We start from the raw sequence: 24,995 nt of genomic DNA, 5'->3' as shown, positions 1-24,995 counted from the left end.
GCCAGCGGACTCCGAAGCCCGGCCGGACACCTTGTGAAGACCGCCACTCGGCTGTGGCGGTATCGGCGATCTGAACGCCGGGAATATCGACACAGACACACCGGGGCGAAGTTGACGCCCGCGGATCGCCACGGGTGGTACTTTGACACCCCCGTAGGTTTGGGTGTAGTTTTGGACGTTGCGCTGGCTGCCTCCTGTCCATACCTCGATCGCATCACGAAAGTTTCGCCTTCCGGTGTTACTTCCGCTGTCTGCTGTTCGGGTTTCGTTCGGGTCGTAACCAGCGGAATTCGTAGCAGACAAGCGACGGTCGCGGACCACCACGCGACGCGCGTTAGGTGCTGGAAGGACGCATCTTGGCAGTCTCCACCCAGACCAAGGCCGGTATCCCCGGAGCCCCGAAGCGGGTGTCTTTCGCGAAGATTCGTGAACCCCTGGAGGTTCCCGGTCTTCTCGATCTACAAACCGAATCGTTCGCCTGGCTGGTCGGTTCAGCAGACTGGCGTGAGCGTGCCACCGCGCGCGGCGACGTCACCAACCCCACCGGGGGCCTCGAGGAGGTGCTCGAGGAGCTGTCTCCGATCGAGGACTTCTCCGGCTCCATGTCGCTGTCCTTCTCCGATCCGCGCTTCGAAGAGGTCAAGGCCTCCATCGAGGAGTGCAAGGACAAGGACATGACCTATGCGGCTCCGCTGTTCGTGACCGCGGAGTTCATCAACAACAACACCGGTGAGATCAAGTCTCAGACGGTCTTCATGGGTGACTTCCCGATGATGACCGACAAGGGCACGTTCATCATCAACGGCACCGAGCGCGTCGTCGTGTCGCAGCTCGTCCGTTCGCCGGGCGTGTACTTCGACTCCTCCATCGACAAGTCGACCGAGAAGACGCTGCACTCCGTGCGCGTCATCCCCTCGCGCGGCGCGTGGCTGGAGTTCGACGTCGACAAGCGCGACACCGTCGGTGTCCGCATCGACCGCAAGCGTCGTCAGCCGGTCACCGTGCTGCTCAAGGCGCTGGGTCTGACCACCGAGGAGATCACCGAGCGCTTCGGTTTCTCCGAGATCATGATGTCCACCCTCGAGAAGGACTCCACCCCGGGTCAGGACGAGGCGCTGCTCGACATCTACCGCAAGCTGCGTCCGGGCGAGCCGCCGACCAAGGAGTCCGCGCAGACCCTGCTGGAGAACCTGTTCTTCAAGGAGAAGCGCTACGACCTGGCCCGCGTCGGCCGCTACAAGGTCAACAAGAAGCTGGGCGTCAACGCCGGCGTGCCCGTCCAGGGTTCGGTGCTGACCAAGGAAGACATCGTCGCCACCATCGAGTACCTGGTGCGCCTGCACCAGGGCGACAAGATGATGACCGTCCCCGGCGGCGTCGAGGTTCCGGTCGAGGTCGACGACATCGACCACTTCGGCAACCGTCGTCTGCGGACGGTTGGCGAGCTGATCCAGAACCAGATCCGCGTGGGCCTGTCCCGCATGGAGCGCGTCGTGCGTGAGCGCATGACCACCCAGGACGTCGAGGCCATCACGCCGCAGACCCTGATCAACATCCGTCCCGTCGTGGCGGCGATCAAGGAGTTCTTCGGCACCTCGCAGCTGTCGCAGTTCATGGACCAGAACAACCCGCTGTCGGGTCTGACCCACAAGCGTCGTCTGTCGGCGCTGGGTCCGGGTGGTCTGTCGCGTGAGCGCGCCGGCCTGGAGGTCCGTGACGTCCACCCGTCGCACTACGGCCGCATGTGCCCGATCGAGACCCCGGAAGGCCCGAACATCGGCCTGATCGGTTCGCTCTCGGTCTACGCCCGGGTGAACCCGTTCGGTTTCATCGAGACCCCGTACCGCAAGGTCGTCGACGGCCGCGTCACCGATGAGGTCAAGTACCTCACCGCCGACGAGGAGGACCGCCACATCCGCGCCCAGGCGAACTCGCCGGTCGACGCGGACGGCCGCTTCCTCGAGGAGCGCGTCCTCGCCCGCCACGGCAACGAGGAGATGGAATACGTCGACGCCAGCGCGGTCGACTACATGGACGTCTCGCCGCGCCAGATGGTGTCGGTCGCGACCGCCATGATCCCGTTCCTCGAGCACGACGACGCCAACCGTGCCCTCATGGGCGCGAACATGCAGCGTCAGGCCGTGCCGCTGATCCGTTCCGAGTCGCCGCTGGTCGGCACCGGCATGGAGCTGCGTGCCGCCGTCGACGCCGGTGACGTGGTCGTGAACCAGAAGGCCGGCGTGGTGGAAGAGGTCTCGGCCGACTTCATCACCGTCATGCACGACGACGGCACCCGCCGTTCGTACCGCCTGCGCAAGTTCGAGCGCTCCAACCAGGGCACCTGCGCGAACCAGCGTCCGATCGTGGACGAGGGCACCCGCGTGGAGGCCGGGCACGTGCTCGCCGACGGTCCTTGCACCGAGAACGGTGAGATGGCCCTGGGCAAGAACCTGCTCGTGGCGATCATGCCGTGGGAAGGCCACAACTACGAGGACGCGATCATCCTGTCGCAGCGCCTCGTGGAGGACGACGTGCTCACCTCGATCCACATCGAGGAGCACGAGATCGACGCTCGCGACACCAAGCTCGGTGCCGAGGAGATCACCCGGGACATCCCGAACGTCTCCGACGAGGTCCTGGCGGACCTGGACGAGCGCGGCATCGTGCGCATCGGCGCCGAGGTCCGGGACGGCGACATCCTGGTCGGCAAGGTCACCCCGAAGGGTGAGACCGAGCTGACCCCCGAGGAGCGCCTGCTGCGCGCCATCTTCGGTGAGAAGGCCCGCGAGGTCCGCGACACCTCCCTGAAGGTGCCCCACGGTGAGTCCGGCAAGGTCATCGGCGTGCGCGTGTTCTCGCGTGACGACGACGACGATCTGCCCCCGGGCGTCAACGAGCTGGTCCGCGTCTACGTCGCGCAGAAGCGCAAGATCCAGGACGGCGACAAGCTCGCCGGTCGCCACGGCAACAAGGGTGTCATCGGCAAGATCCTCCCGCAGGAGGACATGCCGTTCCTGCCCGACGGCACCCCGGTGGACATCATCCTGAACACCCACGGTGTGCCGCGTCGTATGAACATCGGTCAGGTGCTGGAAACCCACCTGGGTTACATCGCCAAGACCGGTTGGCAGGTCGAGGGTTCTCCCGATTGGGCGAAGAACCTGCCGGCCGAGATGATCGGTCAGCCCGCCGACACGAACATCGCCACCCCGGTGTTCGACGGTGCGCGCGAGGAGGAGCTGACCGGCCTGCTCGGTTCGACCCTGCCGAACCGCGACGGCGAGAAGATGATCAACGACGACGGCAAGGCGATCCTGCTGGACGGCCGCTCCGGTGAGCCGTTCCCGTACCCGGTGTCCGTCGGCTACATGTACATCCTGAAGCTGCACCACCTGGTCGACGACAAGATCCACGCGCGTTCGACCGGTCCGTACTCGATGATCACGCAGCAGCCGCTGGGTGGTAAGGCGCAGTTCGGTGGTCAGCGCTTCGGTGAAATGGAATGTTGGGCCATGCAGGCGTACGGCGCGGCCTACACCCTGCAGGAGCTGCTCACCATCAAGTCGGACGACGTGGTCGGCCGCGTGAAGGTGTACGAGGCGATCGTCAAGGGCGAGAACATTCCGGAGCCGGGTATCCCGGAGTCGTTCAAGGTTCTGCTCAAGGAACTCCAGTCGCTCTGCCTCAACGTGGAGGTGCTGTCCTCGGACGGCGCCGCCATCGAGATGCGGGACGGCGACGACGAGGACCTGGAGCGCGCCGCGGCGAACCTGGGTATCAACCTGTCCCGCAACGAGGCTGCGACGGTCGACGACCTGGCGCAGTGAGCGAACGGTCCGGGAAGGCCGATCGGATTCGAGAAGCCTTCCCGGGCAACGGATTTAGCGAACTTTTGCTCATACTCAACCCGAACAGGGGAAAGGAAGTTACGTGCTAGACGTCAACTTCTTCGATGAACTCCGGATCGGCCTGGCGACCGCCGAAGACATTCGTAACTGGTCGTTTGGCGAGGTCAAGAAGCCGGAGACCATCAACTACCGCACGCTGAAGCCGGAGAAGGACGGCCTCTTCTGCGAGAAGATCTTCGGTCCCACCCGGGACTGGGAGTGCTACTGCGGTAAGTACAAGCGCGTCCGCTTCAAGGGCATCATCTGCGAGCGCTGTGGTGTCGAGGTGACTCGCGCCAAGGTGCGTCGTGAGCGCATGGGCCACATCGAGCTGGCCGCTCCGGTCACCCACATCTGGTACTTCAAGGGTGTCCCGTCGCGTCTGGGCTACCTGCTCGACCTCGCGCCGAAGGATCTGGAAAAGATCATCTACTTCGCCGCGTACGTCATCACCTCGGTGGACGACGAGCTGCGCCACAACGAGCTGTCCACGCTCGAGGCGGAGATGGAGGTCGAGAAGAAGACCGTCGCCGACCAGCGGGACGCCGACCTCGAGGCCCGCGCCCAGAAGCTGGAAGCCGACCTGGCCGAGCTGGAGGCCGAGGGCGCCAAGTCCGACGTCCGCCGCAAGGTCAAGGACGGCGGCGAGCGCGAGATGCGTCAGCTGCGCGACCGCGCCCAGCGTGAGCTGGACCGGCTCGACGAGATCTGGACCACCTTCACCAAGCTGGCCAAGAAGCAGCTGATCATCGACGAGGTGATCTACCGCGAGCTGCAGGATCGCTACGGCGAGTACTTCACCGGCGCCATGGGCGCCGAGGCGATCCAGAAGCTCATGGAGACCTTCGACATCGCCGCGGAGGCCGAGAACCTGCGCGAGACCATCCGGACGGGCAAGGGCCAGAAGAAGCTTCGCGCCCTGAAGCGTCTGAAGGTCGTCGCCGCGTTCCAGACCAACGGCAACTCGCCGATGGGCATGGTCCTCGACGCCGTGCCGGTGATCCCGCCGGAGCTGCGCCCGATGGTGCAGCTGGACGGTGGCCGCTTCGCGACCTCCGACCTGAACGACCTGTACCGCCGCGTCATCAACCGCAACAACCGTTTGAAGCGACTGATCGATCTGGGCGCGCCCGAGATCATCGTGAACAACGAGAAGCGCATGCTTCAGGAGTCGGTGGACGCGCTGTTCGACAACGGCCGTCGCGGCCGTCCGGTGACCGGTCCGGGTAACCGCCCGCTGAAGTCGCTGAGCGATCTGCTCAAGGGCAAGCAGGGTCGTTTCCGTCAGAACCTGCTCGGTAAGCGTGTCGATTACTCCGGCCGTTCGGTCATCGTGGTCGGTCCGCAGCTGAAGCTGCACCAGTGCGGTCTGCCGAAGCTGATGGCGCTCGAGCTGTTCAAGCCGTTCGTCATGAAGCGTCTGGTCGACCTGAACCACGCGCAGAACATCAAGTCCGCCAAGCGGATGGTCGAGCGTCAGCGTCCCCAGGTGTGGGATGTCCTCGAAGAGGTCATCGCCGAGCACCCGGTGCTGCTGAACCGTGCGCCCACCCTGCACCGCCTGGGTATCCAGGCCTTCGAGCCGCTGCTGGTCGAAGGTAAGGCCATCCAGCTGCACCCGCTGGTGTGTGAGGCGTTCAACGCCGACTTCGACGGTGACCAGATGGCCGTGCACCTGCCGCTGTCGGCGGAGGCGCAGGCCGAGGCCCGCATCCTGATGCTGTCCTCGAACAACATCCTGTCGCCCGCCTCGGGTCGTCCGCTCGCCATGCCGCGTCTGGACATGGTGACCGGCCTGTTCTACCTGACCCGTCTGGAAGAGGGCGCGATCGGTGAATACCGCGCGGCCACCAAGGACGAGGCCGAGTTCGGCGTCTACTCCTCGCCCGCCGAGGCGCAGATGGCCGTGGACCGCGGCGATCTGACCGTGCGTTCGCTGATCAAGGTCCGCCTGACCGATCAGCGTCCGCCGAAGGACGTCGAGGCCGAGCTGTTCCCGGACGGCTGGCAGCGTGGCGACGCCTGGACCTGCAAGACCACCCTGGGCCGGGTGCTCTTCAACGATCTGCTCCCGGCGGACTACGCGTTCATCGACGAGCCGATGCCGAAGAAGCGTCAGGCGGCGATCATCAACGATCTCGCCGAGCGCTACCCGATGATCGTGGTCGCGCAGACCGTCGACAAGCTCAAGGACGCCGGCTTCTACTGGGCCACGCGTTCGGGTGTCACCGTCTCCATGTCGGACGTGCTCGTTCCGCCGGAGAAGGCGGAGATCATGGCGCGCTACGACGCGCAGGCCGACCAGATCGAGAAGAAGTACCAGCGTGGTGCTCTCGATCACCAGGAGCGCAACAACGCCCTGGTCAAGATCTGGCAGGAAGCGACCGAAGAGGTCGGTAAGGCGCTGCGCGCGCACTACCCGGCCGACAACCCGATCATCACGATCGTCGACTCGGGCGCCACGGGTAACTTCACCCAGACTCGTACCCTCGCGGGCATGAAGGGTCTGGTGACCAACCCGAAGGGTGAGTTCATCCCGCAGCCGATCAAGTCCTCCTTCCGTGAGGGCCTGACGGTTCTGGAGTACTTCATCAACACCCACGGTGCGCGTAAGGGTCTGGCCGACACCGCGCTTCGTACCGCCGACTCGGGTTACCTGACCCGTCGTCTGGTGGACGTGTCGCAGGACGTCATCGTGCGCGAGACCGACTGTGGCACCGAGCGCGGCATCGTGGTGCCGATCGCGGAGAAGCAGGCCGACGGCTCCGTCATCCGTGACGCGCACGTCGAGACCAGCACCTACGCTCGCACCCTGGCGACCGACGCGGTCGACGCCAACGGCAATGTCATCGTCGAGAAGGGCCACGACCTGGGCGACCCCGCCCTGGAGGCGCTGCTCGAGGCCGGTATCACCGAGGTGAAGGTCCGCTCCGTGCTGACCTGCACCACCGGCACCGGCGTGTGTGCCACCTGCTACGGCCGCTCGATGGCGACCGGCAAGCTGGTGGACATCGGTGAGGCCGTCGGTATCGTCGCCGCCCAGTCCATCGGTGAGCCCGGTACCCAGCTGACCATGCGTACCTTCCACCAGGGTGGTGTCGCGGGTGACGACATCACGGGTGGTCTGCCCCGTGTGCAGGAGCTCTTCGAGGCTCGTGTGCCCAAGGGCAAGGCGCCCATCGCCGAGGTGTCGGGTCGCGTGCGGCTCGAGGACGACGACCGCTTCTACAAGATCACGATCATCCCGGACGACGGGTCGGACGAGGTCCTGTACGACAAGCTGTCGAAGCGTCAGCGACTGCGGGTGTTCAAGCACGAGGACGGCTCCGAGCGTCTCCTGGCCGACGGTGACCACGTCGAGGTCGGTCAGCAGCTGCTCGAGGGCTCGGCCGATCCGCACGAGGTGCTGCGCGTGATGGGTCCGCGTCAGGTGCAGGTCCACCTGGTCCACGAGGTCCAGGAGGTGTACCGCTCGCAGGGTGTGTCCATCCACGACAAGCACATCGAGGTGATCGTCCGCCAGATGCTGCGCCGCGTCACCATCATCGATTCGGGTGCGACCGAGTTCCTCCCGGGTTCGCTGGTGGAGCGCGCCGAGTTCGAGTCCGCCAACCGCCGCGTGGTCGCGGAGGGTGGCGAGCCCGCCTCGGGTCGTCCGGTGCTCATGGGTATCACCAAGGCGTCGCTCGCGACCGATTCGTGGCTGTCGGCGGCCTCCTTCCAGGAGACCACCCGCGTGCTCACGGACGCCGCGATCAACTGCCGCTCCGACAAGCTGATCGGCCTGAAGGAGAACGTGATCATCGGTAAGCTGATCCCGGCCGGTACCGGTATCAACCGCTACCGCAACATCCAGGTGCAGCCGACCGAAGAGGCCCGCCAGGCGGCGTACGCTGTCCCGTCCTACGACGACAGCTACTACAGCCCGGACGGCTTCGGCACCTCCACCGGTGCCGCGGTTCCGCTGGACGACTACGGCTTCAGCGACTACCGCTAAGGCCGCAGCCAGGCAAGAGAATTCGGCCCCCGCTCCTTTCCGGAGCGGGGGCCGAACTCTTTTCCCGCTCGAGCGCGGTGCGCGGGTCTATGCTGTGTGCGACGAAGCTGTTTGCGACGAAGTAACCGGCCCCCGTTTCAGGGGAGGAGCTGACGTGTCCGCTCGTAGTGCTCTCGTTTCGGCCGTCTTCTGTGGAGCGGCCCTGTCGCTGTCGCTGTCTCCGCCGCTCGCGACCGCCGATCCCGGTGGCGCACTGGGCGGCTGCCGTCACGGCGGTGTCCTGACCGGCGCCCTGATTCCGGGGACCGGTAGTGCGGGCCGCAGCGTCCATCGCGAGACGGACGTCTGGGCCTGCTCGAGCCCGCTGCTGCCCGGCATCGATTCCGGCCATTTCACCGCCGAATTGCCGTTCAACGCCCTGGATTCGCCGTCGCTGGGCCGATTCGACTGGGCCGACGGCAGGGTCAGTCAGGTGATCGGCCAGCCCAACGGCCTGTGGACGATCGTGGACGGCCCCGGCGACGGCCACACCTTCCGTTTCGATCTCGCGCAGGAGATGAACGTGTGGTGGTACCACTGGAACAACAGCATGCCGGTGGAGTCGGTCAGCTTCCTGGCGTGAATCCCGGTGGGGGAGTGGTCAGTTGGCGGGCGGCGGCGTCGGGATGGCGGCGAAGGCGGGGCGGAAGATGTTCGACGCGCCGGGGGCCAGGGTGTCGACGTAGGCGAGGGCGGCCTCCGAGGCCTCGTGGCCGCCGGACATCTGCAGGCCGATGGCCCCGCCGACCACACCGCCGACCACCGCGAGCAGCGGGGCGGTGATGAAGTCCAGGACGAACAGGCCGAGCGGGAAGCCCGCGATGAAGCCGATGGTGGCGCCGATGGCCGCGCCGGTGGCGACGGCGGGCATATTGGCCTGGACCACGTCGAAGAAGTGCTGCTGGGCGTCGACGTCGCGGAGCTGGGTGTCGGACGCGGCGACCGGGGTGAGGGTCAGACGGCGATTGCTCTCGTCGATCGTGGGGGTGAATTCCGCTGTCTTGCCGTCGATGTCGTACTTCAGCGGCACGGTGGAGATCAGGGTGCCCTTGTCGTCGGTGACGATGACGGCCTCGCCGTCCCAGGTCGCGAGGAACTGCCCGGATTGCAGGGTGCTGACCGCGGAACGGTGGTCCGAGGAGAGCGCCACGCCGTAGCCGATGCTGTGATCGGTGCCCTTGATCTGCAGGGCGGGCTGCGCGGGGGCCTGCTCGGGCGCGGCGGTGGCCGTGCCGGCGACGGTGGTCGCGGTCAAGCAAAGCAAGGCGGGCGCAACGTATTTGGTGATACCCATGGTGGCTGTTCCTCGAGTTTGCGATAGATTTTCCCGACCTTTGCGACAAACTACCGTTATCAACTCGAGATGTGAAGCACTATGGCGCATTCGTGTCGTCGGCGGGTTCCCCGAGTCGCACGACGACGACACCGATGAGAATCAAAGCGCCGCCGAGTAATTGGATCGGCGCCGGCGTCTGGCCCAGCAGTGCCCAGGAGAACAGGATGGCGGCCAGGACCTCCGCGAGCGCCGCGAAGGACGCCAGGCGTGACCCGAGCAGCCGGGTGGCCGCGATCCCGGTGACATAGGAGACGGCGGCCGTGATCGCGCCGAGCGCGAGCAGCGGCACCCACCAGGCCACCGTGAACCCCTGGAAGGCAACGGGTGTGGTGGTGGCATGCAGCGGGACGATGCCGAGCAGGCCCGCGGCCAGGATGCCGAGCCCGCCGACCAGCAGTCCGCTGGTGGCCAGCACGGTGCCGGGCACCGCGTCCCCGGCGTGCGCGCTCAGGATGAAATAGGCGGCGGCGCCGACCATCGCGCCCAGCGCCCACGCGATGCCGACCCAGCTGGTGCTGGTGCCCGAGCGTAGATCGAGCACCATGACCAGTCCGCTCACCCCGATGATCGCGCCGAGAACGGTTGCGCGGCCGGGCTTCTGACTGTGCCGCAGCCACAGCCACACCACCACCGCGATCGGCGCGGTGTATTCGATGAGCAGTGCGACGCCGACATCCATGTGGGCGACGGCATTGAAATACGACAGCTGCGCGGTGGCGACGGCCAGGAGCCCGTATCCCGCGAGCAGGGAGGCATTGCGCCGCAGCAGGTCCCAGTTTCCGCGCAGTCGCAGGAGGGCCGCGGGCAGCAGCACGGCCGCGCCGAGGAGGACGCGGACGATGACGACGGCCGCGGGACTCCAGCCGGCGTCGATGAGTCCGCGGGCCAGCGGCCCGGAGAGCCCGAACGCGGCGGCCGACAGGGCGGCGCAGATCAGCCCGGAGCGGATCCGGTGTGACACCACCGTCCTGTCATGAGTCAAAGTCGCCATGACAAATGACGCTAAGGGCCGCGTGTGTAATATGTCAACGTGCTTTTCGCTGATGACACGGTGGCCGCCCTGGCCGCGGCGGTCGAGCTGGTGAACTCGGCCCAGGAGTCGGACACCCTGACCGAGATCGCGCAGCTGGACGCCTTCTTCGAGAAGCATCGCTACACCGGGGCGCATGCCGGGACCGCCGCCGAACTCGCGGCCGTCCGCGCCCAGCGCGCGCCGCTGCGCCGCCTGCTCACCGCCGACCGCGACACCGCCGTCGATGTGGTGAACGCCATCCTCGCCGAGCACCGGGCGGTCCCCGAACTGGTCCGTCACGACGGCCTCGACTACCACATCCACGCGGTCCCGCCGCAGGCTCCGCTGCCGGTGCGGATGGCCGTGGAGACCGCGATGGCCATGATCGACCTGATTCGCGCCGACGAGCTCTCCCGCCTGTCGATCTGCGCCGACGAGACCTGCGCGGGCATCGTGCTGGACCTGTCCCGGAATCGTTCTCGCCGCTACTGCTCGACGGCCTGCACCAATCGCAACGCGGTCGCGGCCTACCGGGCCCGCAAGTCGGCGAACTGAGCGGCTCCGCCCCCGCGGGTCTGTTGCGGGGGGTTCGGCATGCGCTGAGAGGGGTTCGGCATTAGTGTTCTCCAGGCCGCCCTGGCGGGCCGGTCGATGGTGCTAGCGTGCCGATACGCTGTACGAGTTCAATCGGGGTTTCCAGGTAATGACCATGAGAACACAACTGCCGCTGCGTCCCTACGACGTCGTGCTGATCGGCGGCGGCATCATGAGCGCGACGCTCGCGGTGCTGATCAAACATCTGGAACCCAGCTGGACCATCGCGGTCTACGAAAGATTGCCGGAGGTCGGGACCGAAGCGTCCGCGGCCTGGAACAATTCGGGCACCGGGCACGCGGGCCTGTGCGAACTCGATTACACCGGTGAGAATCCGGACGGCTCCATCGATATCGAGCCGGCGCTAGCGCTGAATGAACAGTTCCAGCTCACCCGGCAATTGTGGGCGTCGCTGGTGGGCTCGGGGATTCTGCGCAATCCGGAGACCTTCATCAATCCGGTCCCGCATATGACGCTGGCGCGCGGCAAGACCGAGGTGGATTTCCTGCGCCGCCGCCACGAGACCCTGTCCGCGCATCACCTTTTCGCGAATATGAAGTTCAGCGACGATCCGGCGGTGATCGGCGAATGGGCGCCGCTGCTCACCGCGGGCCGCGACGACGCCGAACCGATCGCCGCCACCCGCGATATCACCGGCAGCGATGTCGATTTCGGGGAGCTGACCCGGCAGCTGTTCCATTGGCTGCGCTGGCAGGACGTGGAGATCCACCGCAATTGCGAGGTGCGTGGACTACGCCGCAACAATGACGGCACCTGGCAGCTGCGGGTGGACTGGCGTACCGACAACGATCGGCTGACCCGGAAGGCCGACGCCCGCTTCGTCTTCGCGGGCGCGGGCGGCTGGGCCCTGAAGATCCTGCAGAAGGCGGGGATTCCCGAGGCGGACGGCTACGGGCTACTGCCGGTCAGCGGCCGGTTCCTGCGCTGCGACAATCCCGAGGTGGCGGCCGGGCACGACGCCAAGGTCTACGGCAAGGCCCTGCCCGGCGCGCCCTCGATCGCCATGCCGCACTTGGACACTCGTGTCGTCAACGGGGAGCGCGCGTTGCTGTTCGGTCCCTACGCGGGCGCGAATCCGCGCTTCCTGAAGCAGGGTTCGCTGTTCGATGCCCCGGCCTCGCTGCGGGCGGGCAATGCCGGGTCGATCGCGGCCATGCTGAAGGCCAATACCGAGCTGCTGCGGTTGCTGGCCGGGCAGCTGGCCTCGACCCGGAAGAAGAAGCTGGCGGCGCTGCGGGAGTTCGTGCCCGAGGCGCGCGCCGAGGACTGGTCGCTGATCACCGCGGGGCAGCGCGCCCAGCTGGTGAAGCCGGACGCCGAACGCGGCGGGGTGCTCGAGTTCGGCACCGAGGTGGTGGCCGCCCAGGACGGGTCGATCGCCGCGGTGCTGGGGGCCAGCCCGGGCGCGTCCACGGCGCCCGTGGTGCTGCTCGAGGTGCTCCAGCGCTGTTTCCCGCGCTACGCCCGGATCTGGGAGCCGCGGCTGCGGGAGTTGATGCCGACGCTGGGGCACAGTCTGGCCGACGATGCGCGGCTGGCCCGGCAGACCATGGCGCGGACCGCGGAGGCGCTGGGTCTGGCGGGCCGGGTGGTGGGCTGATCCGGTCGCGAGTCGTGGGCTGATCCGGCAGGAAACTGCCAGGGTTCGGTCGCGGACCGCCGTGGACAAAGTCGCGTCCGGGCCGGTATGAAATTGGAACAGGTTTCAATTTTTGATCGGTGGGAGACGCGATGGACAGCGCGAGTGCGACCATGGGCGACATGGTGATGGCGGGCTTCAAGAAGCTCGGCTTCATCCAGTTCACGGGTATCGAGAGCGTCGAGTACGGCCCGGGCCGCAGCGTGGTCGCCATGGCCGCGCGCCCCGAGCACTTCAACCACAATGGCGACATCCATGCCGCCCTGCTGTTCGGCCTGGCCGAGACCGCCGCCATGGGCGCGTCCATCTCCGGCATCGTGGACCTGCTCGGCGACACCTTCATCGTCGCCCGCGACGGCCGCATCGAATACCTGGCCCGGGCCAAGGGGCAGGAGGGGCCGTTCACCGGCACCGCCGAACTGACGGCCGAGACCATCGCCGCGACCCGCGCGAACATCGAGTCCCGCACCGAGATCGAGCTGGAGGTGCCGGTGATCATCGCCGATGTCACCGGCAAGCCCGTGGCCCGCGCCGCGTTCACCGCCGTCATCCGGCCGCGCCGCAAATAGTCTCAGCGTTCGCTGTCGAGCGGTTTCAGCGTTCGCTGTCGAGCATGGCCATCTGCGCCGGAGCGTAGCGTCCGCCCGCCACCCGGTCGGCGGGCACCGCGGCCTCGATGGTGGCCAGTTCGTCCTCGGACAGCCGGATGTCCACCGCCGCAACGGCTTCGGCCCAGCGCTCCGGCCTCCGCGCGCCGATCAGCGGCACGATGTCGGTGCCGCGCGAGAGCGCCCACGCGATGGCCAGCTGGGCCACCGTCACCTCGCGCGCGGCCGCGATCTTGCCCAGCGCCTGCACCAACAGCAGGTTGGCATCCAGGTTCTCACCCTGGAAGCGCGGGCTGTGGGCCCGGAAGTCGCTGGGCGCGAACTGCTGCCCCGGCCGCAGCGAATCGCTGAGCAGGCCGCGCGAGAGCACCCCGTACGCGGTGATGCCGATCCCGAGTTCCCGTGCGACGGGCAGGATCTCGGCCTCGATGCCGCGCGAGATCAGCGAGTACTCGATCTGCAGATCCGCGATCGGATGCACGGCCGCGGCCCGGCGCAGGGTGTCCGCGCCCACCTCGGACAGGCCGATGTGGCGGATGTATCCGGCCTGGACCAGTTCGGCCAATCCGCCGATCGTCTCTTCGATCGGGACGTTCGGGTCCAGCCGCGCCGGGCGATAGATATCGATATAGTCGGTGCCCAGCCGCTGCAGCGAGTAGGCGAGGAAGTTCTTGGTGGCCGCCGGCCGGGTGTCGACGCCGCCGAAGCTGTTGTCGGGACCGCGCAGCGCGCCGTACTTCACGCTGAGCAGGAAGTCTTCCCGTTCGCGGTCGGCCAGGGCCTGCCGGAGCAGCAGTTCGTTGTGGCCCATGCCGTAGAAGTCGCCGGTGTCGACGAGGTTCGCGCCGGAGTCGAGGGCGGCGTGCACGGTGGCGATGGAGACGGCGTCGTCGGCCGCGCCGTACATGCCCGACATCCCCATGGCGCCCAGGGCGATACGGGAGACGGCGGGCCCGGTCTTGCCGAGCTGGACGGTGCTGAGGTTCGTGGTCATGGGAACAACACTGCGCCGCCGCGCCGGGGTACGGGAGAGGACCGTTCATCCAGGGATCGCCGATCCCTGGTTGTGGATCGCCGTGGATGGATCCGCGCCCAGGCTGGGACCGCCGATACCTGGCTACCGGACCGGGGACGGGGGACAGTGGTGAGGTGGATCGAACCGAGCTCGCGGACTTCCTGCGCCGCCGCCGTGAACAGCTGCAACCCGGCACCGTCGGCTTGCCGGCCGGAGCGCGGCGGCGCACCCCGGGCCTGCGCCGCGACGAGGTCGCGCTGCTCGCGGGCATGTCGACCGACTACTACACCCGCCTGGAGCAGGCGCGCGGGCCGCGCCCGTCGGTGCAGGTGCTGGCGTCGATGGCGCGGGCGCTGCGGCTCACCGACAGCGAACGCGACCACCTCTTCCACCTGTCCGGGCATCAGGCGCCCGCCCGCGGCGGTGACAGCCACGTGGGTCCGGGCATCCTGCACGTGCTGTCCAAACTCGACGACACCCCGGCCGTGGTCATCTCCGACCTCGGTGAGGTGCTGGTGCAGAACCGCATGCACACGCTGCTGTCCGGGGACTACTCGCAGCGGCGCGGACCGCGCCGCTGCATACCGTGGCTCTGGTTCACCGAGCCGGACTCACGCGCCATCTTCCCGCCGGAGGACTGGGAAGCGTTGAGCCACAAGCACGTCGCCGATCTGCGAGCCGTCTCCGCCCGGCGCGCCGGTGACGCGGACGTGACCGAGCTGGTGGCCCGGCTGCGCGCCGCCAGCCCGGAGTTCGAGCGGCTCTGGAACGAGCACGAGGTGGGCACCGGCCACGGGCGCGTCAAACGCATGATCCACCCGGAAGTCGGTGTGCTGGACCTGATCTGCGAACCGCTGCTCACACCCAGCGCCACCCGGCACGTGCTGATCTACTACCCCGCGCCGGGCACCGACACGCAGGAGAAGCTGGATCTGCTGCGGGTCATCGGAACGCAATCGATGACCGGCAGCTGACCTCACTCGTGCGGCACGCCCACGGTGTCACTCGTGGGGTACGCCGCAGCGCCGCTTGCGGGGCTTCAGATGCAACCCCGGCAGCGGGGGAGCGGGGATCCGCTGTTCCGGGCTGTGCCCGGCGATATCGGCGAAGCGGCCGACATCGTGCTTCTCCCAATCGTTGCGGGCCTGCTCGATCTCCTCGTGGCTGCGCGCCACGAAGTTCCACCACATGACCAGGTCCTCGCCGAACGGCTCACCGCCGAGCAGCAGCAGGTGCGCGCCCGCGGTGTCGTGCACGCGGATCGCCTCCCGATCACTGCCCAGGTAGAACAGGTTGCCCGGCTCGACGAGCGTGCCGTCGATGGTCAGCGCGCCCTCGATCACCAGGACCGCGTGCTCGAACGCCGGGTTCAGCGGCAGTTCGGTGTCCGCCCCGGCCGCGACGCGCAGGTCCGCGCCGACGATCGGGGTGTAGGCGATGGCCGGTGAGGTGGCCCCGCCCAGCGAGCCGATCAGCACGGTGCCCTCGACGGACGGGATCCGGAACACCGGCAGGTCCACGTGCTGCTCGAAATGCGGTGCGATATCCCGGGATCGGCCCGGCAGCGCCACCCACAACTGCAGCCCGTGCCCCGAGACATGGCCCGGCACCCGGTATTCCGAGTGCGCGATGCCGTGCCCCGAGGTCATGATGTTGAGCTGGCCGGGCGCGATCTCCACATCCGAGCCCACACTGTCGCGATGCCGGATGCGTCCGTCCAAAGGCCAAGTGACCGTCTGCAATCCGATGTGCGGATGCGGGTCGATGTCGTGGCCTTCGGGGTTCGCCGCCGAGCCGGAACCGAAGTGGTCCAGGAAGCACCACGCGCCGACCGTCGGCAGATCCCGCTGCGGCAGCGACCGGAACACGGTCACCCCGCGCACGCCGCCGAGCGGCACCTCCCGCGCCGGAAAGAACTCGGCCCGCGGCCCCGGACGACCCGAGGACTCGCACAGCGACTCCTCCGGCCGCGGCTCCAGGTCACTCATCTACCCGCACCTCCCTAGCTCAGCGATCCGTTTGACACAGCTCAGCGATCTCGTTTGATGCCCTTGCCGACCACGTATTCGTCGAACTCCGGGTGCTTGTCCAGCCAGCCCTTGATGAACGGGCAGCGCGGCACAATGGTGCGGCCGCGGGCGATCACATCCTTGATCGCCTCCTGTGCGAGCAGATTCGCCAGGCCCTTGCCGCTGAATTCCTGATCCACCTCGGTGTGAATGAAGGTGGTGTCGTTGTCGTCGCGCTCGCGGTACTCGCTGAATCCGGCGAGCGAATTCCCGTACCACACCTCGTACCGGTGTTGCGCGTCGTTACGAACGACTGTAGCCGCCACGGCCTGTTCGCTCATTGTTCAGTTCTCCTTCCGCACCCGCACCGGATGTTTGCTCAGAATCGACGCGCGATTGAACGCCCCGATTGTGGTGGCAGCCCAGATGAGAATCGACATCTGGTCATCCGACAAATGTTGCCGCGCAGCAGCATACTCACGCTGCATGCTTTCCTCATCCGGCAATGAAGTGACGGTCTCGGCCACCGAGAGCGCCGCGCGCTGCAGTTCGGTGAACAGATACGGACTGCGCTGCCAGCCGGGGAGCACATCCAATTGCTGTTGCGTGACGCCGGCCTCGCGGGCCGCGCGGGTGTGCAGGTCGAGGCAGAACGGGCAGCCGGTGAGCTGGGACACCCGCACGTTCACCAATTCCATGACGGCCCGGTCCAGATCGGCCGCCGCGGCGGCGTTCCGCACCGCGAGCGCGACGCCGTTGAGCGCGTGGAAGATCTCGGGCGACTGCTTGTCGATCCACAACCGGTCGTGAGTAACAGGCGATTGCATAGTGGCTGCATCGTAAGCCGAGAAGGTGAACCGTGCCTTCTGGTCTGAAATAACCCGTGGTCGTTTTCGGTTCAACACTGAACGACACGGTCCTCGGCCTCTGGAGCAATCAATGAGCAGCAGCCTCGCCGGCATCCGTACCCGGGTGCGGATCCCGCTGGCCTTCGCCGACGGCTACTCGACCACCGCCCAGGCGATCACCTTCGACGGCCTGGCGGACGGCCGCGAGCACGTCGCCCTGGTCCTCGGCGATCCGGATCTCGGCGCGTCCACGCCGTTGGTGCGGCTGCACTCGGAATGTCTCACCGGCGACGTCTTCGGCTCCGCCCGCTGCGACTGCGGACCCCAGCTGCGCGAATCCGTGGAACGCATCGCCGAGACCGGCGGCGTCCTGCTCTACCTGCGCCAGGAGGGCCGCGACATCGGCCTCTACAACAAGCTCGACGCCTACGCCCTGCAGGACGACGGCCTCGACACCTACCAGGCCAATACCGCCCTCGGCTTCGACGAGGACGCCCGCGACTACACCGCGGCCGCCCAGATGCTGACCGCGCTCGGTGTCGGCGAGCTGGACCTGCTCACCAACAACCCGGACAAGGTGCGGCAGCTGACCGCGCTCGGCGTGACCGTGCGCGACACCGTCCCGACCGGCGTCCACGCCAATCCCGGCAACCTGCGCTACCTGCGGGCGAAGGCCGAGCACACCGGGCACACCATCCGCCTCGTGGGCTGACCGGGCCGGTTGATCCGGAACGACCGGATCGGTTGAGCCGAAACGACCAGGGCCCCTCGCGAATCCGCGAGGGGCCCTGGTTCGCTTGCGCGGCGGGACTATTCGCGTCCGGCCGAGGAGAAGCTCATGTCCGCGTAGCGATTTCCGGCCACCCGGTCCGCGATCGCGTCGAGCTCCGCGAGTTCGGCCGCGGTCAGCGTCACCGTCGCGGCGGCGACGTTCTCGGCGACCCGGGCGCGGCTGCGCGTGCCCGGAATCGGCACCACCGAAAGCTGGTGGACCTGCGCCCGGGTGTGCACCCAGGCCAGCGCCACCTGGGCGGGCGTGAGATCGCGGGCCGCGGCGATCGCCCGCAGCGGGGCCAGCAATTCGGCGTTGCTCACCGCGTTCTCGCCGGAGAAGCGCGGGTGCCGCCGCCGGAAATCACCTTCCGCCAGCTCACCGGTGGCGGGCAGGGCGCCCGACAGGAAACCGCGTCCCAGCGGCGAATACGGCACGAACGTGATCCCGAGTTCGGCGGCGGCGGGCACCACGGCGCGCTCCACGTCCCGCGAGAACAGCGACCATTCCGACTGCACCGCCGCGATCGGGTGCACGCCGTGCGCGGCGCGCAGCTCCGGGCCGGTCACCTCGGACAGCCCCAGCTGCCGGACCTTGCCCGCCGCCACGAGTTCCGCCATCACGCCGACGGTCTCCTCGATCGGGACGCCGTCCTGTTTGCGGTGCATGTAGTACAGGTCGATCACGTCGATGCCGAGCCGCCGCAGGCTGGCGTCCACGGCCGCGCGGATGTACTCCGGCGAGTTGTTGATGCCCCGGAAGGCGGGGTCGTCCGCGCGGCGCTCCAGGCCGAATTTCGTTGCCAGCACCACGTTCTCGCGGTGCGCGCGCACGAATTCGCCGACGAACTCCTCATTGTGGCCGCTGCCGTACATGTCGGCGGTGTCGAACAGCGTCACGCCCAGTTCGAGGGCCCGCTCCAGCGTGGCCCGGGCCTCGGCGGCGTCGGTCGGGCCGTAGAACTCGCTGATCCCCATTGCCCCGTAGCCCTGCGCGCCGACCCGGGTGGTCCCGAGCGCGGTGGTGGGCAGCGCCGTTGTGCTGGTCATCTGTCAATCCCCTTGGGTAGCACTGCTCTTCGCCCGGACCTGCGGTGGTGCGCAGACCGGGCCGCCCTGATAGAGCGCGATCTTGCGGTCGAGGACCACCAGCGTCGATCGAAGTTCCTCGATCTGCGCCAGCACCTCCTCGCGGGTCCGGCGGAACATGGCGAGGCGTTCGGGGAAGGTGTGCTCCCCGTCGCGCACCAGCTCGGCGTAGCGCACCATGTCGGCCACCGACATGCCGGTGCTGCGCAGCTTGCCGATGAACGCGAGCCACTGCAGGTCGCGGTCGCTGAAGCGGCGCTGACCGGAGTGGTCGCGATCCACGTAGTCCATCAGCCCGATGCGCTCGTACCAGCGCAGCGTGTCGCGGGTGAGCCCACTGTGCTCGGAGGCTTCGCCGATCGAATACCGCGGCCGTTCGAAGTCCACGGTGTCGCTCGGTGCCGGTGCTGTGTTCATCGGTCTCGCCCTCCTCGTGCCGAACCCGATATCGACGCTACTGGGTTGGAGTGCACTCCAAGCAAGAGCCGGGCGCGCGCGAAGTTGCGATTGGTCGGGCGAACGGGCCGATTCCGGGCCTACCCTGGGGTCATGCCTGGAAAAGACATGGATCGGATCAGAGCGCGATCGGCTCTGGAGACGGCCAAGGAGCAGCCGGTGATCACGGCCATCGCCGTACTGCCGGTGGTGGCGGTGCTCGGGGTGGTGTGGGCCTTGGCCGGTTTCGGCTGGGCGCTGCTACTCCTGCTGATCGTCACGGGAGTCGTGGTGTGGAAGGGCAAGCTCTTCGGCTGAGTCCGGCTGTTCGGCCGAGTTCGAGCCTGCCCCGCCCGGGCGGCTAGCGCGGCACGTGGAAGCGCACCAGTTCACCCGTGCCCGGGTCGGCGTCTGCCCACGGCCGGTCGAATTCGAGCACGGCCAGCGCCGAGGTGGGGAACTTCTCGCTCATCTCCCCGGCCGGGCCGGAGTTCCGGTTGGCCGCCAATTCCCATGCGGTCCAGGGCATTCCGGGGGAGTGGCCGACCAGCAGCAGGGTCTCCACGGCCGGATCGGTGAGCTGCACCAGTTCGATCAGGGTGTGCGGGGAGGCCTCGTAGATCGACTTCTCGTAGGACACCGGCGCGGTGACCTCGGTGGCCGCCAGCGTCTCCCGGGTCCGGGTCGCGGTGGAGCACAGCACGGCGTCGATCTCCGGCTGGGTGGCGCGCAGCCACTCGCCCGCCAGCGCCGCCTCGCGCCGCCCGCGCGGGGCCAGGGGCCGGTCGTGGTCGGCCACGCCCTCGGGGTATCCGGACTTGCCGTGCCGCATCAGGATGAGAGTCCGCACCATACGCACTACGGTAGGTGTCCTCGAGCGGAGCCCGGAGACCGGACTCACAGCGGTGCGTGCCGGTACCGCCGCGAGACACTGCTCACACTCGAGGCACACTGGTGGTTGGCGGCACACAGCTGTGCCGACACCCGTTGGAATGCCGCCTATATTAGAACGTGTTCTACCGACCCTGCTCGAACCCCGAGCGGAGTAGCACCACGCGACAGTTTCGAGGATCTGCGAGATATGGCCTATGTGATCACGCAGCGTTGTTGCAACGACGCCAGCTGCGTACCCGAATGTCCGGTCGATTGCATTCGTCCCACGCCTGAGCAACGCGAGTTCGCGACGACGGAGCAGCTCTACATCGACCCGGACACCTGCATCGACTGCGGCGCCTGTGTCGACGCCTGCCCGGTCGACGCGATCTTCTCCGAGGACGACCTGCTGTCGTCGCTGGCGCGGTTCCGCGATATCAACGCCGCCTACTTCCAGCGCCACCCGCTGGAGTCCAACTTCGAGCCGCTGGTCGCCCCGACCCGCGCGCCCAAGGAGCTGGGCACGCTGCGCGTCGCCATCGTGGGCGCCGGCCCCGCGGCCTGCTATGCCGCCGAGGAGCTCCTGCGCCGCGCCGACGTCGAGGTGGAGCTGTTCGACCGGCTGCCCACCCCGTACGGCCTGGTGCGCGCCGGTGTCGCGCCCGACCACCCGGGCACCAAGTCGGTGGCCAACCTGTTCGAGTCGGCCTTCCGGCGCGAGAACCTGCAGTACCGGCTGAACGTGGAAGTCGGCAAGCACATCTCGCACGAGGAACTGCTTCGCCACCACCACGCCGTGATCTACGCCGTCGGCGCGGCCACCGACCGCCACCTCGGCATTCCCGGTGAGGACCTGCCCGGCAGTCACTCCGCCACCGAGTTCGTGGCCTGGTACAACGGCCACCCGGACTTCGCCGACCGCGAGTTCGACCTCTCGGGCGAGCGCGCCGTCATCGTCGGCAACGGCAATGTGGCGCTCGACGTGGCCCGCGTGCTGACCGTGCACCCGGACGAGCTGGCCAAGACCGATATCGCCGACCACGCCGTGGATGCGCTGCGCCGCAGCAACATCAAGGAGGTCGTGGTGCTGGGCCGGCGTGGCCCGCTGCAGGCCGCCTACACCTCGCCGGAGTTCCTGGCGCTGGCGCACCTGAAGGGCGTCGACATCATCGTCGATCCCGAGGACCTGGTCCTGGACCCGGCCTCGCAGGCCGAGCTGGACAGCTCCGAGGTCGAGCCCTCGCTGCAGCTCAAGTACACCCTGGCCCAGGAATACGCCGCCGGTTCCCGCAACCCGGACAACAAGCGCATCGTGTTCCGCTACCTGGTCTCGCCCACCGCCGTCACCGGTACGGGCAAGGCTGAGGGCGTGGAGTACGTGCACAACGAACTGGTCGAGGAGAACGGCCGCACCGTGGCCCGCGCCTCCGACCGCACCGGCAGCCTCGAGGCGTCGCTGGTGCTGCGCTCCATCGGCTACAAGGGCGAGCCGGTCGCGGACGTGCCGTTCGACGAGGCCAACGGCGTCATCCCGAACGACAAGGGCCGAGTCCTGGCCGACGGCGACCCGGTTCAGGGCGTGTACGTCTCCGGCTGGATCAAGCGCGGTCCGCGCGGCGTCATCGGCTCCAACCGGGTCGACTCGACCGAGACCGTCGACCAGATCATCGAGGACTACACCAACGGCAAACTGGCCGCCCCGCAGGGCGACCGGGCCGCCCTGGACGCGCTGCTCGCCGAGCGGCAGCCCGACCAGGTCGGCCGCGAGGGCTGGAAGGCCATCGACGCCGCCGAGAAGACCGCGGGCAAGACCGCCGGTCGTCCCCGCGTGAAGTTCACCAAGGTCGAGGACCTGCTGAAGGCCGCCAAGGGATAGCCGACTCTCGGGCTCTCAGGGGCTTCGCCCCCGAACCCCCAGGGACGCCGGGCCGTTGCCCCCGAATCCCTGGGTCCGTGGCGGTCCTGCCGCGGCGTTCGGGGGTGCCGGCGGGCTCGCGCGCGCATAACACTGCGGCCCCACCCGAATTGGGTGGGGCCGCAGTCCTTTTCGTGGGCCGGGTCAGTTGCCCAGGTTGATGACCAGGCCGTCCTTGGCGCACATGGATGGGACCGCGGGGTTGCCGGGGACGGCGTTGCAGGACCAGCCGTCGATGGTGGCGACGTCGGTGTTGCTGACCTGCCGCACGTATTTGGTGGCCACATTGATGGCCTCGGTGCAGCCGACGCGGCCGGCGGGGGTGCCGACGGCGATGACGGTGCGGGTGCCGCCGCCCGCGTCGGTCACGGTGCCGCAGTTGGCGTCCGCGATCGGGGCCTCGCTGGTGGTGGTCGGCGGGGGCGTGGTGGTCGGCGGCGCGGGCGGGTTGGGGGCCGCGCCGCCGCGCAGACCGATCAGGAAGCCCTCCTTGAAGCAGATGTGCGGAACCGCCGCGTCGGGCTGGGGCTGGCAGGTCCAGCCGTCGACCTGGGCGGCGTCGCCGGTGCGGGTGGCCTGCACGTAGTGGGTGGCGACGGTGATGGCTTCGGTGCAGCCGGGGACGCCGCCGGAGCTGGCGTAGGCGATCACGTTGGCGCTCTGGCCATTTGCTCCGGTAACCGGTCCGCAATCGACGTCGGCGGCGGTCTGGGTGGTGGGCACCGGCGGGTGGGTCGGGCCGGGATGCTCGGTGGTGGTGGCGCCCGGTGCGGTGGTGCTGCTCGCCGCGACGGTGGTCGACGTGGTGTTCTTCGACGAATCCTTGGAACTGCCACAGGCCGTCATCCCGACGACCAGCGCGGGCGCGGCCGCGAGCAAGGCGATATGAGCGAATCGCATGGCGAACGATCTCCTGTCCTCGATCACCACCCCTGGGCGATCGGCCTGCCGCTCAGTGTCGCAGGCAAACGGTCAGCGAACGTGTTGTGACGCGGGGAATGTCGCCGGAGGTCAATCGATTTCGCAGGTGCGACACCGGGCGCGGGTGCGCAACGCGCGCCCCGCCGCGGGCCCGGCTCAGGCGCCGGGCAGCGGTCCGATCCGCACCGCGGTGGTCGTCACCCCGCCCACCACGAACCACAGCCGCAGCGAGGCGGGATGCCCGGCGCGGTCGCCCGGCTCGTACCGGCTGCGCACACTCACGTGCTGGCGCGCCAGCACCGGCGCCACATATTCGATCACCGCGCGATGCGGTCCGGCCAGCAGTTTCGGGTAATCCACCAGGTACTGCTCCACCGCCTGCCAGTAGGCCGCGTTGTTCACGTGGTTGTACTGGTCGATATCGGTGGCGCGGACCGGGAACGGCAGGTCCACATCCGATTCCGGCGGGGTGGGGTCGGTGAGCCAGGGCCGCCAGCGCAGCCGGTGCTCATCGGTGGTGCGGGCGAGTTCGGCCAGGCCCTCGTCGCTGATCCGGGTCGGCATATTGGTGAACTCGTTGATATTGATCCAGAAGCCCTCGGTCTCGATCAGGCCGCCGTTGTCGCTGGTGATGCGCACCCGCATATTGGTCCAGCGGGTCGACATGGCCGAGCACCAGCGGCGCAGCTCCACCCGGTCCGGCCAGTGCACCGGCCGGACCACGTCCACCACCGTGCGCCGCACGATCCAGGCCGGGTCGGTCCGGTGGAAGAAGCCGGATTGCATTTCCTCCCAGGCGATGTCCTGCAGATAGCGGGCCGTGGCGTCGAATCGCAGCCGCTGATACGGGTCCACATCGCCGGCTCGCACCGGCCACGCGGAGGTGAAGCCCATGCCCTCCTGGGGAAGCGGGGCGAGTGGCTCATCGAGTGACACTGGTGCTCCTCGCGCTGCACGGTGTGCCGCATGTCTATCCAGCGGCGCCGGGGGTGCGGCGCCTGCTGACCGAAGTCGGTGACATGACTCTACGGGTCTCGCGGTACCCGTTCGCGCCGAGTCGAAGGAATGCCGGTGCGCCGTTCGAGGGAATGACACCGGGCCGTGCGCCCCGTAGCCTTTCCAGGTGTATCTCCGGTGGGTTCCCGGAGCGCATCCGGCAGTAGGGAGGACGACGCGGGTGGCCGCAGGGGAGAGGGCTGGTTCGCGGTTCGGACAGTACGAACTGCGGCGGCTGCTCGGGGTCGGGGGCATGGGCGAGGTCTACGAGGCCTACGACACCGTGCGCGACCGGGTGGTCGCCGTGAAGCTGCTGGATGTGGACCTGGCCCGGCAGCCCACCTACGTGGAACGCTTCCGGCGCGAATCCCGCACCGCCGCCAAACTGCAGGAACCCCACGTCATTCCGGTGCACGACTGGGGTGAGGTGGACGGGGTCCTGTTCATCGACATGCGGCTGGTCCGCGGCCGCGACCTCAAGGCCTACCTGTACGAGGAGGGCCCGCTGCCGCCCGAGCGCGCGGTCGGGGTGGTGGAGCAGATCGCCGCCGCCCTGGACTCCGCGCACGAGAGCGGCCTGGTGCACCGCGACGTCAAACCCGCCAATATCCTGCTCACCGGCGAGATGTTCGCCTACCTGGTGGATTTCGGCATCGCGCACACCGAATCCGACGTGCAGCTGACCCAGACCGGCAATGCCATCGGTTCCTTCGCCTATATGGCCCCCGAACGCTTCGAGCACAATGCCTCGGTCTCGCCGAGCGCCGATATCTACGCCCTGGCCTGCGTCCTCTACGAATGCCTGACCGGCGGCCCGCCCTTCCGGGTGGCCGGCAATCTGGCCAATATCCGCGCCCACATGCTCACGCCGCCGCCGCGCCCCAGCGTCCGCACCGGCGTCCCGGTCGGCCTGGACCAGGTGGTCGCCATCGGCATGGCCAAGGAACCCGGCCGCCGCTACGCGACCGCGGGCCAGCTCGCCCGCGCCGC

22 protein-coding genes are annotated in these 24,995 nt (G+C 68.1%); 11 read left to right on the top strand and 11 right to left on the bottom strand.

What is annotated here, in order from left to right:
* Positions 1–338 precede the first annotated feature (338 nt).
* The 3 genes from rpoB to ACWELJ_RS03805 all read left to right on the top strand — a co-directional run bounded on the left by rpoB (position 339) and on the right by ACWELJ_RS03805 (position 8,506).
* Positions 339–3,827 carry a DNA-directed RNA polymerase subunit beta gene (gene rpoB / locus ACWELJ_RS03815; RefSeq protein ID WP_452364656.1) on the top strand — a complete coding sequence of 1,163 codons (3,489 nt, stop codon included), beginning with the start codon at positions 339–341 and terminating at the stop codon, positions 3,825–3,827.
* Positions 3,828–3,930: 103 nt separating this feature from the next.
* Positions 3,931–7,884 carry a DNA-directed RNA polymerase subunit beta' gene (locus tag ACWELJ_RS03810; protein ID WP_452364655.1) on the top strand — a complete coding sequence of 1,318 codons (3,954 nt, stop codon included), beginning with the start codon at positions 3,931–3,933 and terminating at the stop codon, positions 7,882–7,884.
* A gap of 154 nt (positions 7,885–8,038) precedes the next feature.
* Complete coding sequence (locus ACWELJ_RS03805) at positions 8,039–8,506, top strand: hypothetical protein (RefSeq protein ID WP_452364654.1); 468 nt, start codon at positions 8,039–8,041, stop codon at positions 8,504–8,506.
* An 18-nt stretch (positions 8,507–8,524) separates the two neighbouring features.
* Here the strand turns inward: ACWELJ_RS03805 and ACWELJ_RS03800 are convergent, their stop codons facing one another.
* Together ACWELJ_RS03800 and ACWELJ_RS03795 are read right to left on the bottom strand one after the other, a co-directional pair.
* The gene (locus tag ACWELJ_RS03800) at positions 8,525–9,217 is read right to left on the bottom strand and encodes a hypothetical protein (protein ID WP_452364653.1); all 693 of its coding nucleotides are present in this window, start codon (positions 9,215–9,217) and stop codon (positions 8,525–8,527) included.
* 79 nt (positions 9,218–9,296) lie between these two features.
* Positions 9,297–10,250 (bottom strand): EamA family transporter, encoded by a 954-nt coding sequence (locus ACWELJ_RS03795; RefSeq protein ID WP_452364652.1) that lies wholly within the window; start codon positions 10,248–10,250, stop codon positions 9,297–9,299.
* 39 nt (positions 10,251–10,289) lie between these two features.
* Between ACWELJ_RS03795 and ACWELJ_RS03790 the strand changes: the two genes are divergently transcribed.
* The 3 genes from ACWELJ_RS03790 to ACWELJ_RS03780 all read left to right on the top strand — a co-directional run bounded on the left by ACWELJ_RS03790 (position 10,290) and on the right by ACWELJ_RS03780 (position 13,094).
* Positions 10,290–10,826, top strand: coding sequence for a CGNR zinc finger domain-containing protein (locus ACWELJ_RS03790; RefSeq protein WP_452364651.1), 537 nt, complete (start codon positions 10,290–10,292; stop codon positions 10,824–10,826).
* Positions 10,827–10,980: 154 nt separating this feature from the next.
* Entirely contained in the window at positions 10,981–12,486 is a 1,506-nt protein-coding gene (mqo, locus tag ACWELJ_RS03785) for a malate dehydrogenase (quinone) (RefSeq protein WP_452364650.1), read from the top strand.
* Positions 12,487–12,617: 131 nt separating this feature from the next.
* Positions 12,618–13,094 carry a PaaI family thioesterase gene (locus ACWELJ_RS03780; protein WP_452364649.1) on the top strand — a complete coding sequence of 159 codons (477 nt, stop codon included), beginning with the start codon at positions 12,618–12,620 and terminating at the stop codon, positions 13,092–13,094.
* Between the two features lie 25 nt (positions 13,095–13,119).
* Here the strand turns inward: ACWELJ_RS03780 and ACWELJ_RS03775 are convergent, their stop codons facing one another.
* The gene (locus ACWELJ_RS03775) at positions 13,120–14,127 is read right to left on the bottom strand and encodes an aldo/keto reductase (protein WP_452364648.1); all 1,008 of its coding nucleotides are present in this window, start codon (positions 14,125–14,127) and stop codon (positions 13,120–13,122) included.
* Between the two features lie 155 nt (positions 14,128–14,282).
* On the opposite strand from ACWELJ_RS03775, the gene ACWELJ_RS03770 reads away from it, so the two are divergent.
* A complete protein-coding gene (locus ACWELJ_RS03770; protein ID WP_452364647.1) occupies positions 14,283–15,122 on the top strand; it encodes a helix-turn-helix transcriptional regulator in 840 nt (279 codons plus the stop codon).
* Between the two features lie 27 nt (positions 15,123–15,149).
* On the opposite strand, the gene ACWELJ_RS03765 is transcribed toward ACWELJ_RS03770, so the two are convergent.
* Genes ACWELJ_RS03765 through ACWELJ_RS03755 form a run of 3 tightly spaced genes read right to left on the bottom strand, consistent with a single transcriptional unit; the run spans position 15,150 to position 17,059 of the window.
* A complete protein-coding gene (locus ACWELJ_RS03765) occupies positions 15,150–16,136 on the bottom strand; it encodes a pirin family protein (RefSeq protein WP_452364646.1) in 987 nt (328 codons plus the stop codon).
* Positions 16,137–16,177: 41 nt separating this feature from the next.
* Positions 16,178–16,498 carry a GNAT family N-acetyltransferase gene (locus tag ACWELJ_RS03760; protein WP_452364645.1) on the bottom strand — a complete coding sequence of 107 codons (321 nt, stop codon included), beginning with the start codon at positions 16,496–16,498 and terminating at the stop codon, positions 16,178–16,180.
* Between the two features lie 3 nt (positions 16,499–16,501).
* Positions 16,502–17,059, bottom strand: coding sequence for a carboxymuconolactone decarboxylase family protein (locus ACWELJ_RS03755; protein WP_452364644.1), 558 nt, complete (start codon positions 17,057–17,059; stop codon positions 16,502–16,504).
* A gap of 37 nt (positions 17,060–17,096) precedes the next feature.
* Here ACWELJ_RS03755 and ACWELJ_RS03750 point away from each other — a divergent pair, with 37 nt between their 5' ends.
* Entirely contained in the window at positions 17,097–17,717 is a 621-nt protein-coding gene (locus ACWELJ_RS03750; RefSeq protein ID WP_452364643.1) for a GTP cyclohydrolase II, read from the top strand.
* 98 nt (positions 17,718–17,815) lie between these two features.
* On the opposite strand, the gene ACWELJ_RS03745 is transcribed toward ACWELJ_RS03750, so the two are convergent.
* Together ACWELJ_RS03745 and ACWELJ_RS03740 are read right to left on the bottom strand one after the other, a co-directional pair.
* On the bottom strand, positions 17,816–18,826 hold the full coding sequence (locus ACWELJ_RS03745; RefSeq protein ID WP_452364642.1) for an aldo/keto reductase: 1,011 nt from the start codon (positions 18,824–18,826) through the stop codon (positions 17,816–17,818).
* Between the two features lie 3 nt (positions 18,827–18,829).
* Entirely contained in the window at positions 18,830–19,282 is a 453-nt protein-coding gene (locus tag ACWELJ_RS03740; RefSeq protein WP_452364641.1) for a MerR family transcriptional regulator, read from the bottom strand.
* A 132-nt stretch (positions 19,283–19,414) separates the two neighbouring features.
* On the opposite strand from ACWELJ_RS03740, the gene ACWELJ_RS03735 reads away from it, so the two are divergent.
* Entirely contained in the window at positions 19,415–19,618 is a 204-nt protein-coding gene (locus ACWELJ_RS03735; RefSeq protein WP_452364640.1) for a hypothetical protein, read from the top strand.
* Between the two features lie 43 nt (positions 19,619–19,661).
* Here ACWELJ_RS03735 and ACWELJ_RS03730 read toward each other — a convergent pair whose 3' ends face one another.
* Positions 19,662–20,153 carry a SixA phosphatase family protein gene (locus tag ACWELJ_RS03730; protein ID WP_452364639.1) on the bottom strand — a complete coding sequence of 164 codons (492 nt, stop codon included), beginning with the start codon at positions 20,151–20,153 and terminating at the stop codon, positions 19,662–19,664.
* 228 nt (positions 20,154–20,381) lie between these two features.
* Here ACWELJ_RS03730 and ACWELJ_RS03725 point away from each other — a divergent pair, with 228 nt between their 5' ends.
* Entirely contained in the window at positions 20,382–22,049 is a 1,668-nt protein-coding gene (locus tag ACWELJ_RS03725) for an FAD-dependent oxidoreductase (RefSeq protein ID WP_452364638.1), read from the top strand.
* A gap of 183 nt (positions 22,050–22,232) precedes the next feature.
* Here ACWELJ_RS03725 and ACWELJ_RS03720 read toward each other — a convergent pair whose 3' ends face one another.
* Both ACWELJ_RS03720 and ACWELJ_RS03715 read right to left on the bottom strand, forming a co-directional pair.
* Positions 22,233–22,988: a hypothetical protein gene (locus ACWELJ_RS03720; protein WP_452364637.1), complete on the bottom strand. Its 756-nt coding sequence runs from the start codon at positions 22,986–22,988 to the stop codon at positions 22,233–22,235.
* A gap of 177 nt (positions 22,989–23,165) precedes the next feature.
* Entirely contained in the window at positions 23,166–23,945 is a 780-nt protein-coding gene (locus ACWELJ_RS03715; RefSeq protein ID WP_452364636.1) for an acyl-[acyl-carrier-protein] thioesterase, read from the bottom strand.
* A 241-nt stretch (positions 23,946–24,186) separates the two neighbouring features.
* Between ACWELJ_RS03715 and ACWELJ_RS03710 the strand changes: the two genes are divergently transcribed.
* The coding region (locus ACWELJ_RS03710) for a serine/threonine-protein kinase (protein WP_452364635.1) at positions 24,187–24,995 on the top strand (809 nt) is incomplete at its 3' end.

The sequence above is a fragment of the Nocardia sp. NPDC004582 genome (genome assembly GCF_053602115.1).
The sequence above is the reverse complement of the archived record's forward strand: the minus strand, read 5'-3'. Positions and strand labels throughout refer to the sequence as shown.

What these genes read in the sequence shown, in the direction of transcription:
- ACWELJ_RS03720 (WP_452364637.1), bottom strand. Translation starts at nt 22,988, where the DNA reads ATGCGATTCGCTCATATCGCCTTGCTCGCGGCCGCGCCCGCGCTGGTC.
- ACWELJ_RS03800 (WP_452364653.1), bottom strand. Translation starts at nt 9,217, where the DNA reads ATGGGTATCACCAAATACGTTGCGCCCGCCTTGCTTTGCTTGACCGCG.
- ACWELJ_RS03795 (WP_452364652.1), bottom strand. Translation starts at nt 10,250, where the DNA reads ATGGCGACTTTGACTCATGACAGGACGGTGGTGTCACACCGGATCCGC.
- ACWELJ_RS03760 (WP_452364645.1), bottom strand. Translation starts at nt 16,498, where the DNA reads ATGAGCGAACAGGCCGTGGCGGCTACAGTCGTTCGTAACGACGCGCAA.
- ACWELJ_RS03780 (WP_452364649.1), top strand. Translation starts at nt 12,618, where the DNA reads ATGGACAGCGCGAGTGCGACCATGGGCGACATGGTGATGGCGGGCTTC.
- ACWELJ_RS03725 (WP_452364638.1), top strand. Translation starts at nt 20,382, where the DNA reads ATGGCCTATGTGATCACGCAGCGTTGTTGCAACGACGCCAGCTGCGTA.
- mqo (WP_452364650.1), top strand. Translation starts at nt 10,981, where the DNA reads ATGAGAACACAACTGCCGCTGCGTCCCTACGACGTCGTGCTGATCGGC.
- ACWELJ_RS03730 (WP_452364639.1), bottom strand. Translation starts at nt 20,153, where the DNA reads ATGGTGCGGACTCTCATCCTGATGCGGCACGGCAAGTCCGGATACCCC.
- ACWELJ_RS03775 (WP_452364648.1), bottom strand. Translation starts at nt 14,127, where the DNA reads ATGACCACGAACCTCAGCACCGTCCAGCTCGGCAAGACCGGGCCCGCC.
- ACWELJ_RS03745 (WP_452364642.1), bottom strand. Translation starts at nt 18,826, where the DNA reads ATGACCAGCACAACGGCGCTGCCCACCACCGCGCTCGGGACCACCCGG.
- ACWELJ_RS03735 (WP_452364640.1), top strand. Translation starts at nt 19,415, where the DNA reads ATGCCTGGAAAAGACATGGATCGGATCAGAGCGCGATCGGCTCTGGAG.
- ACWELJ_RS03750 (WP_452364643.1), top strand. Translation starts at nt 17,097, where the DNA reads ATGAGCAGCAGCCTCGCCGGCATCCGTACCCGGGTGCGGATCCCGCTG.
- ACWELJ_RS03765 (WP_452364646.1), bottom strand. Translation starts at nt 16,136, where the DNA reads ATGAGTGACCTGGAGCCGCGGCCGGAGGAGTCGCTGTGCGAGTCCTCG.
- ACWELJ_RS03740 (WP_452364641.1), bottom strand. Translation starts at nt 19,282, where the DNA reads ATGAACACAGCACCGGCACCGAGCGACACCGTGGACTTCGAACGGCCG.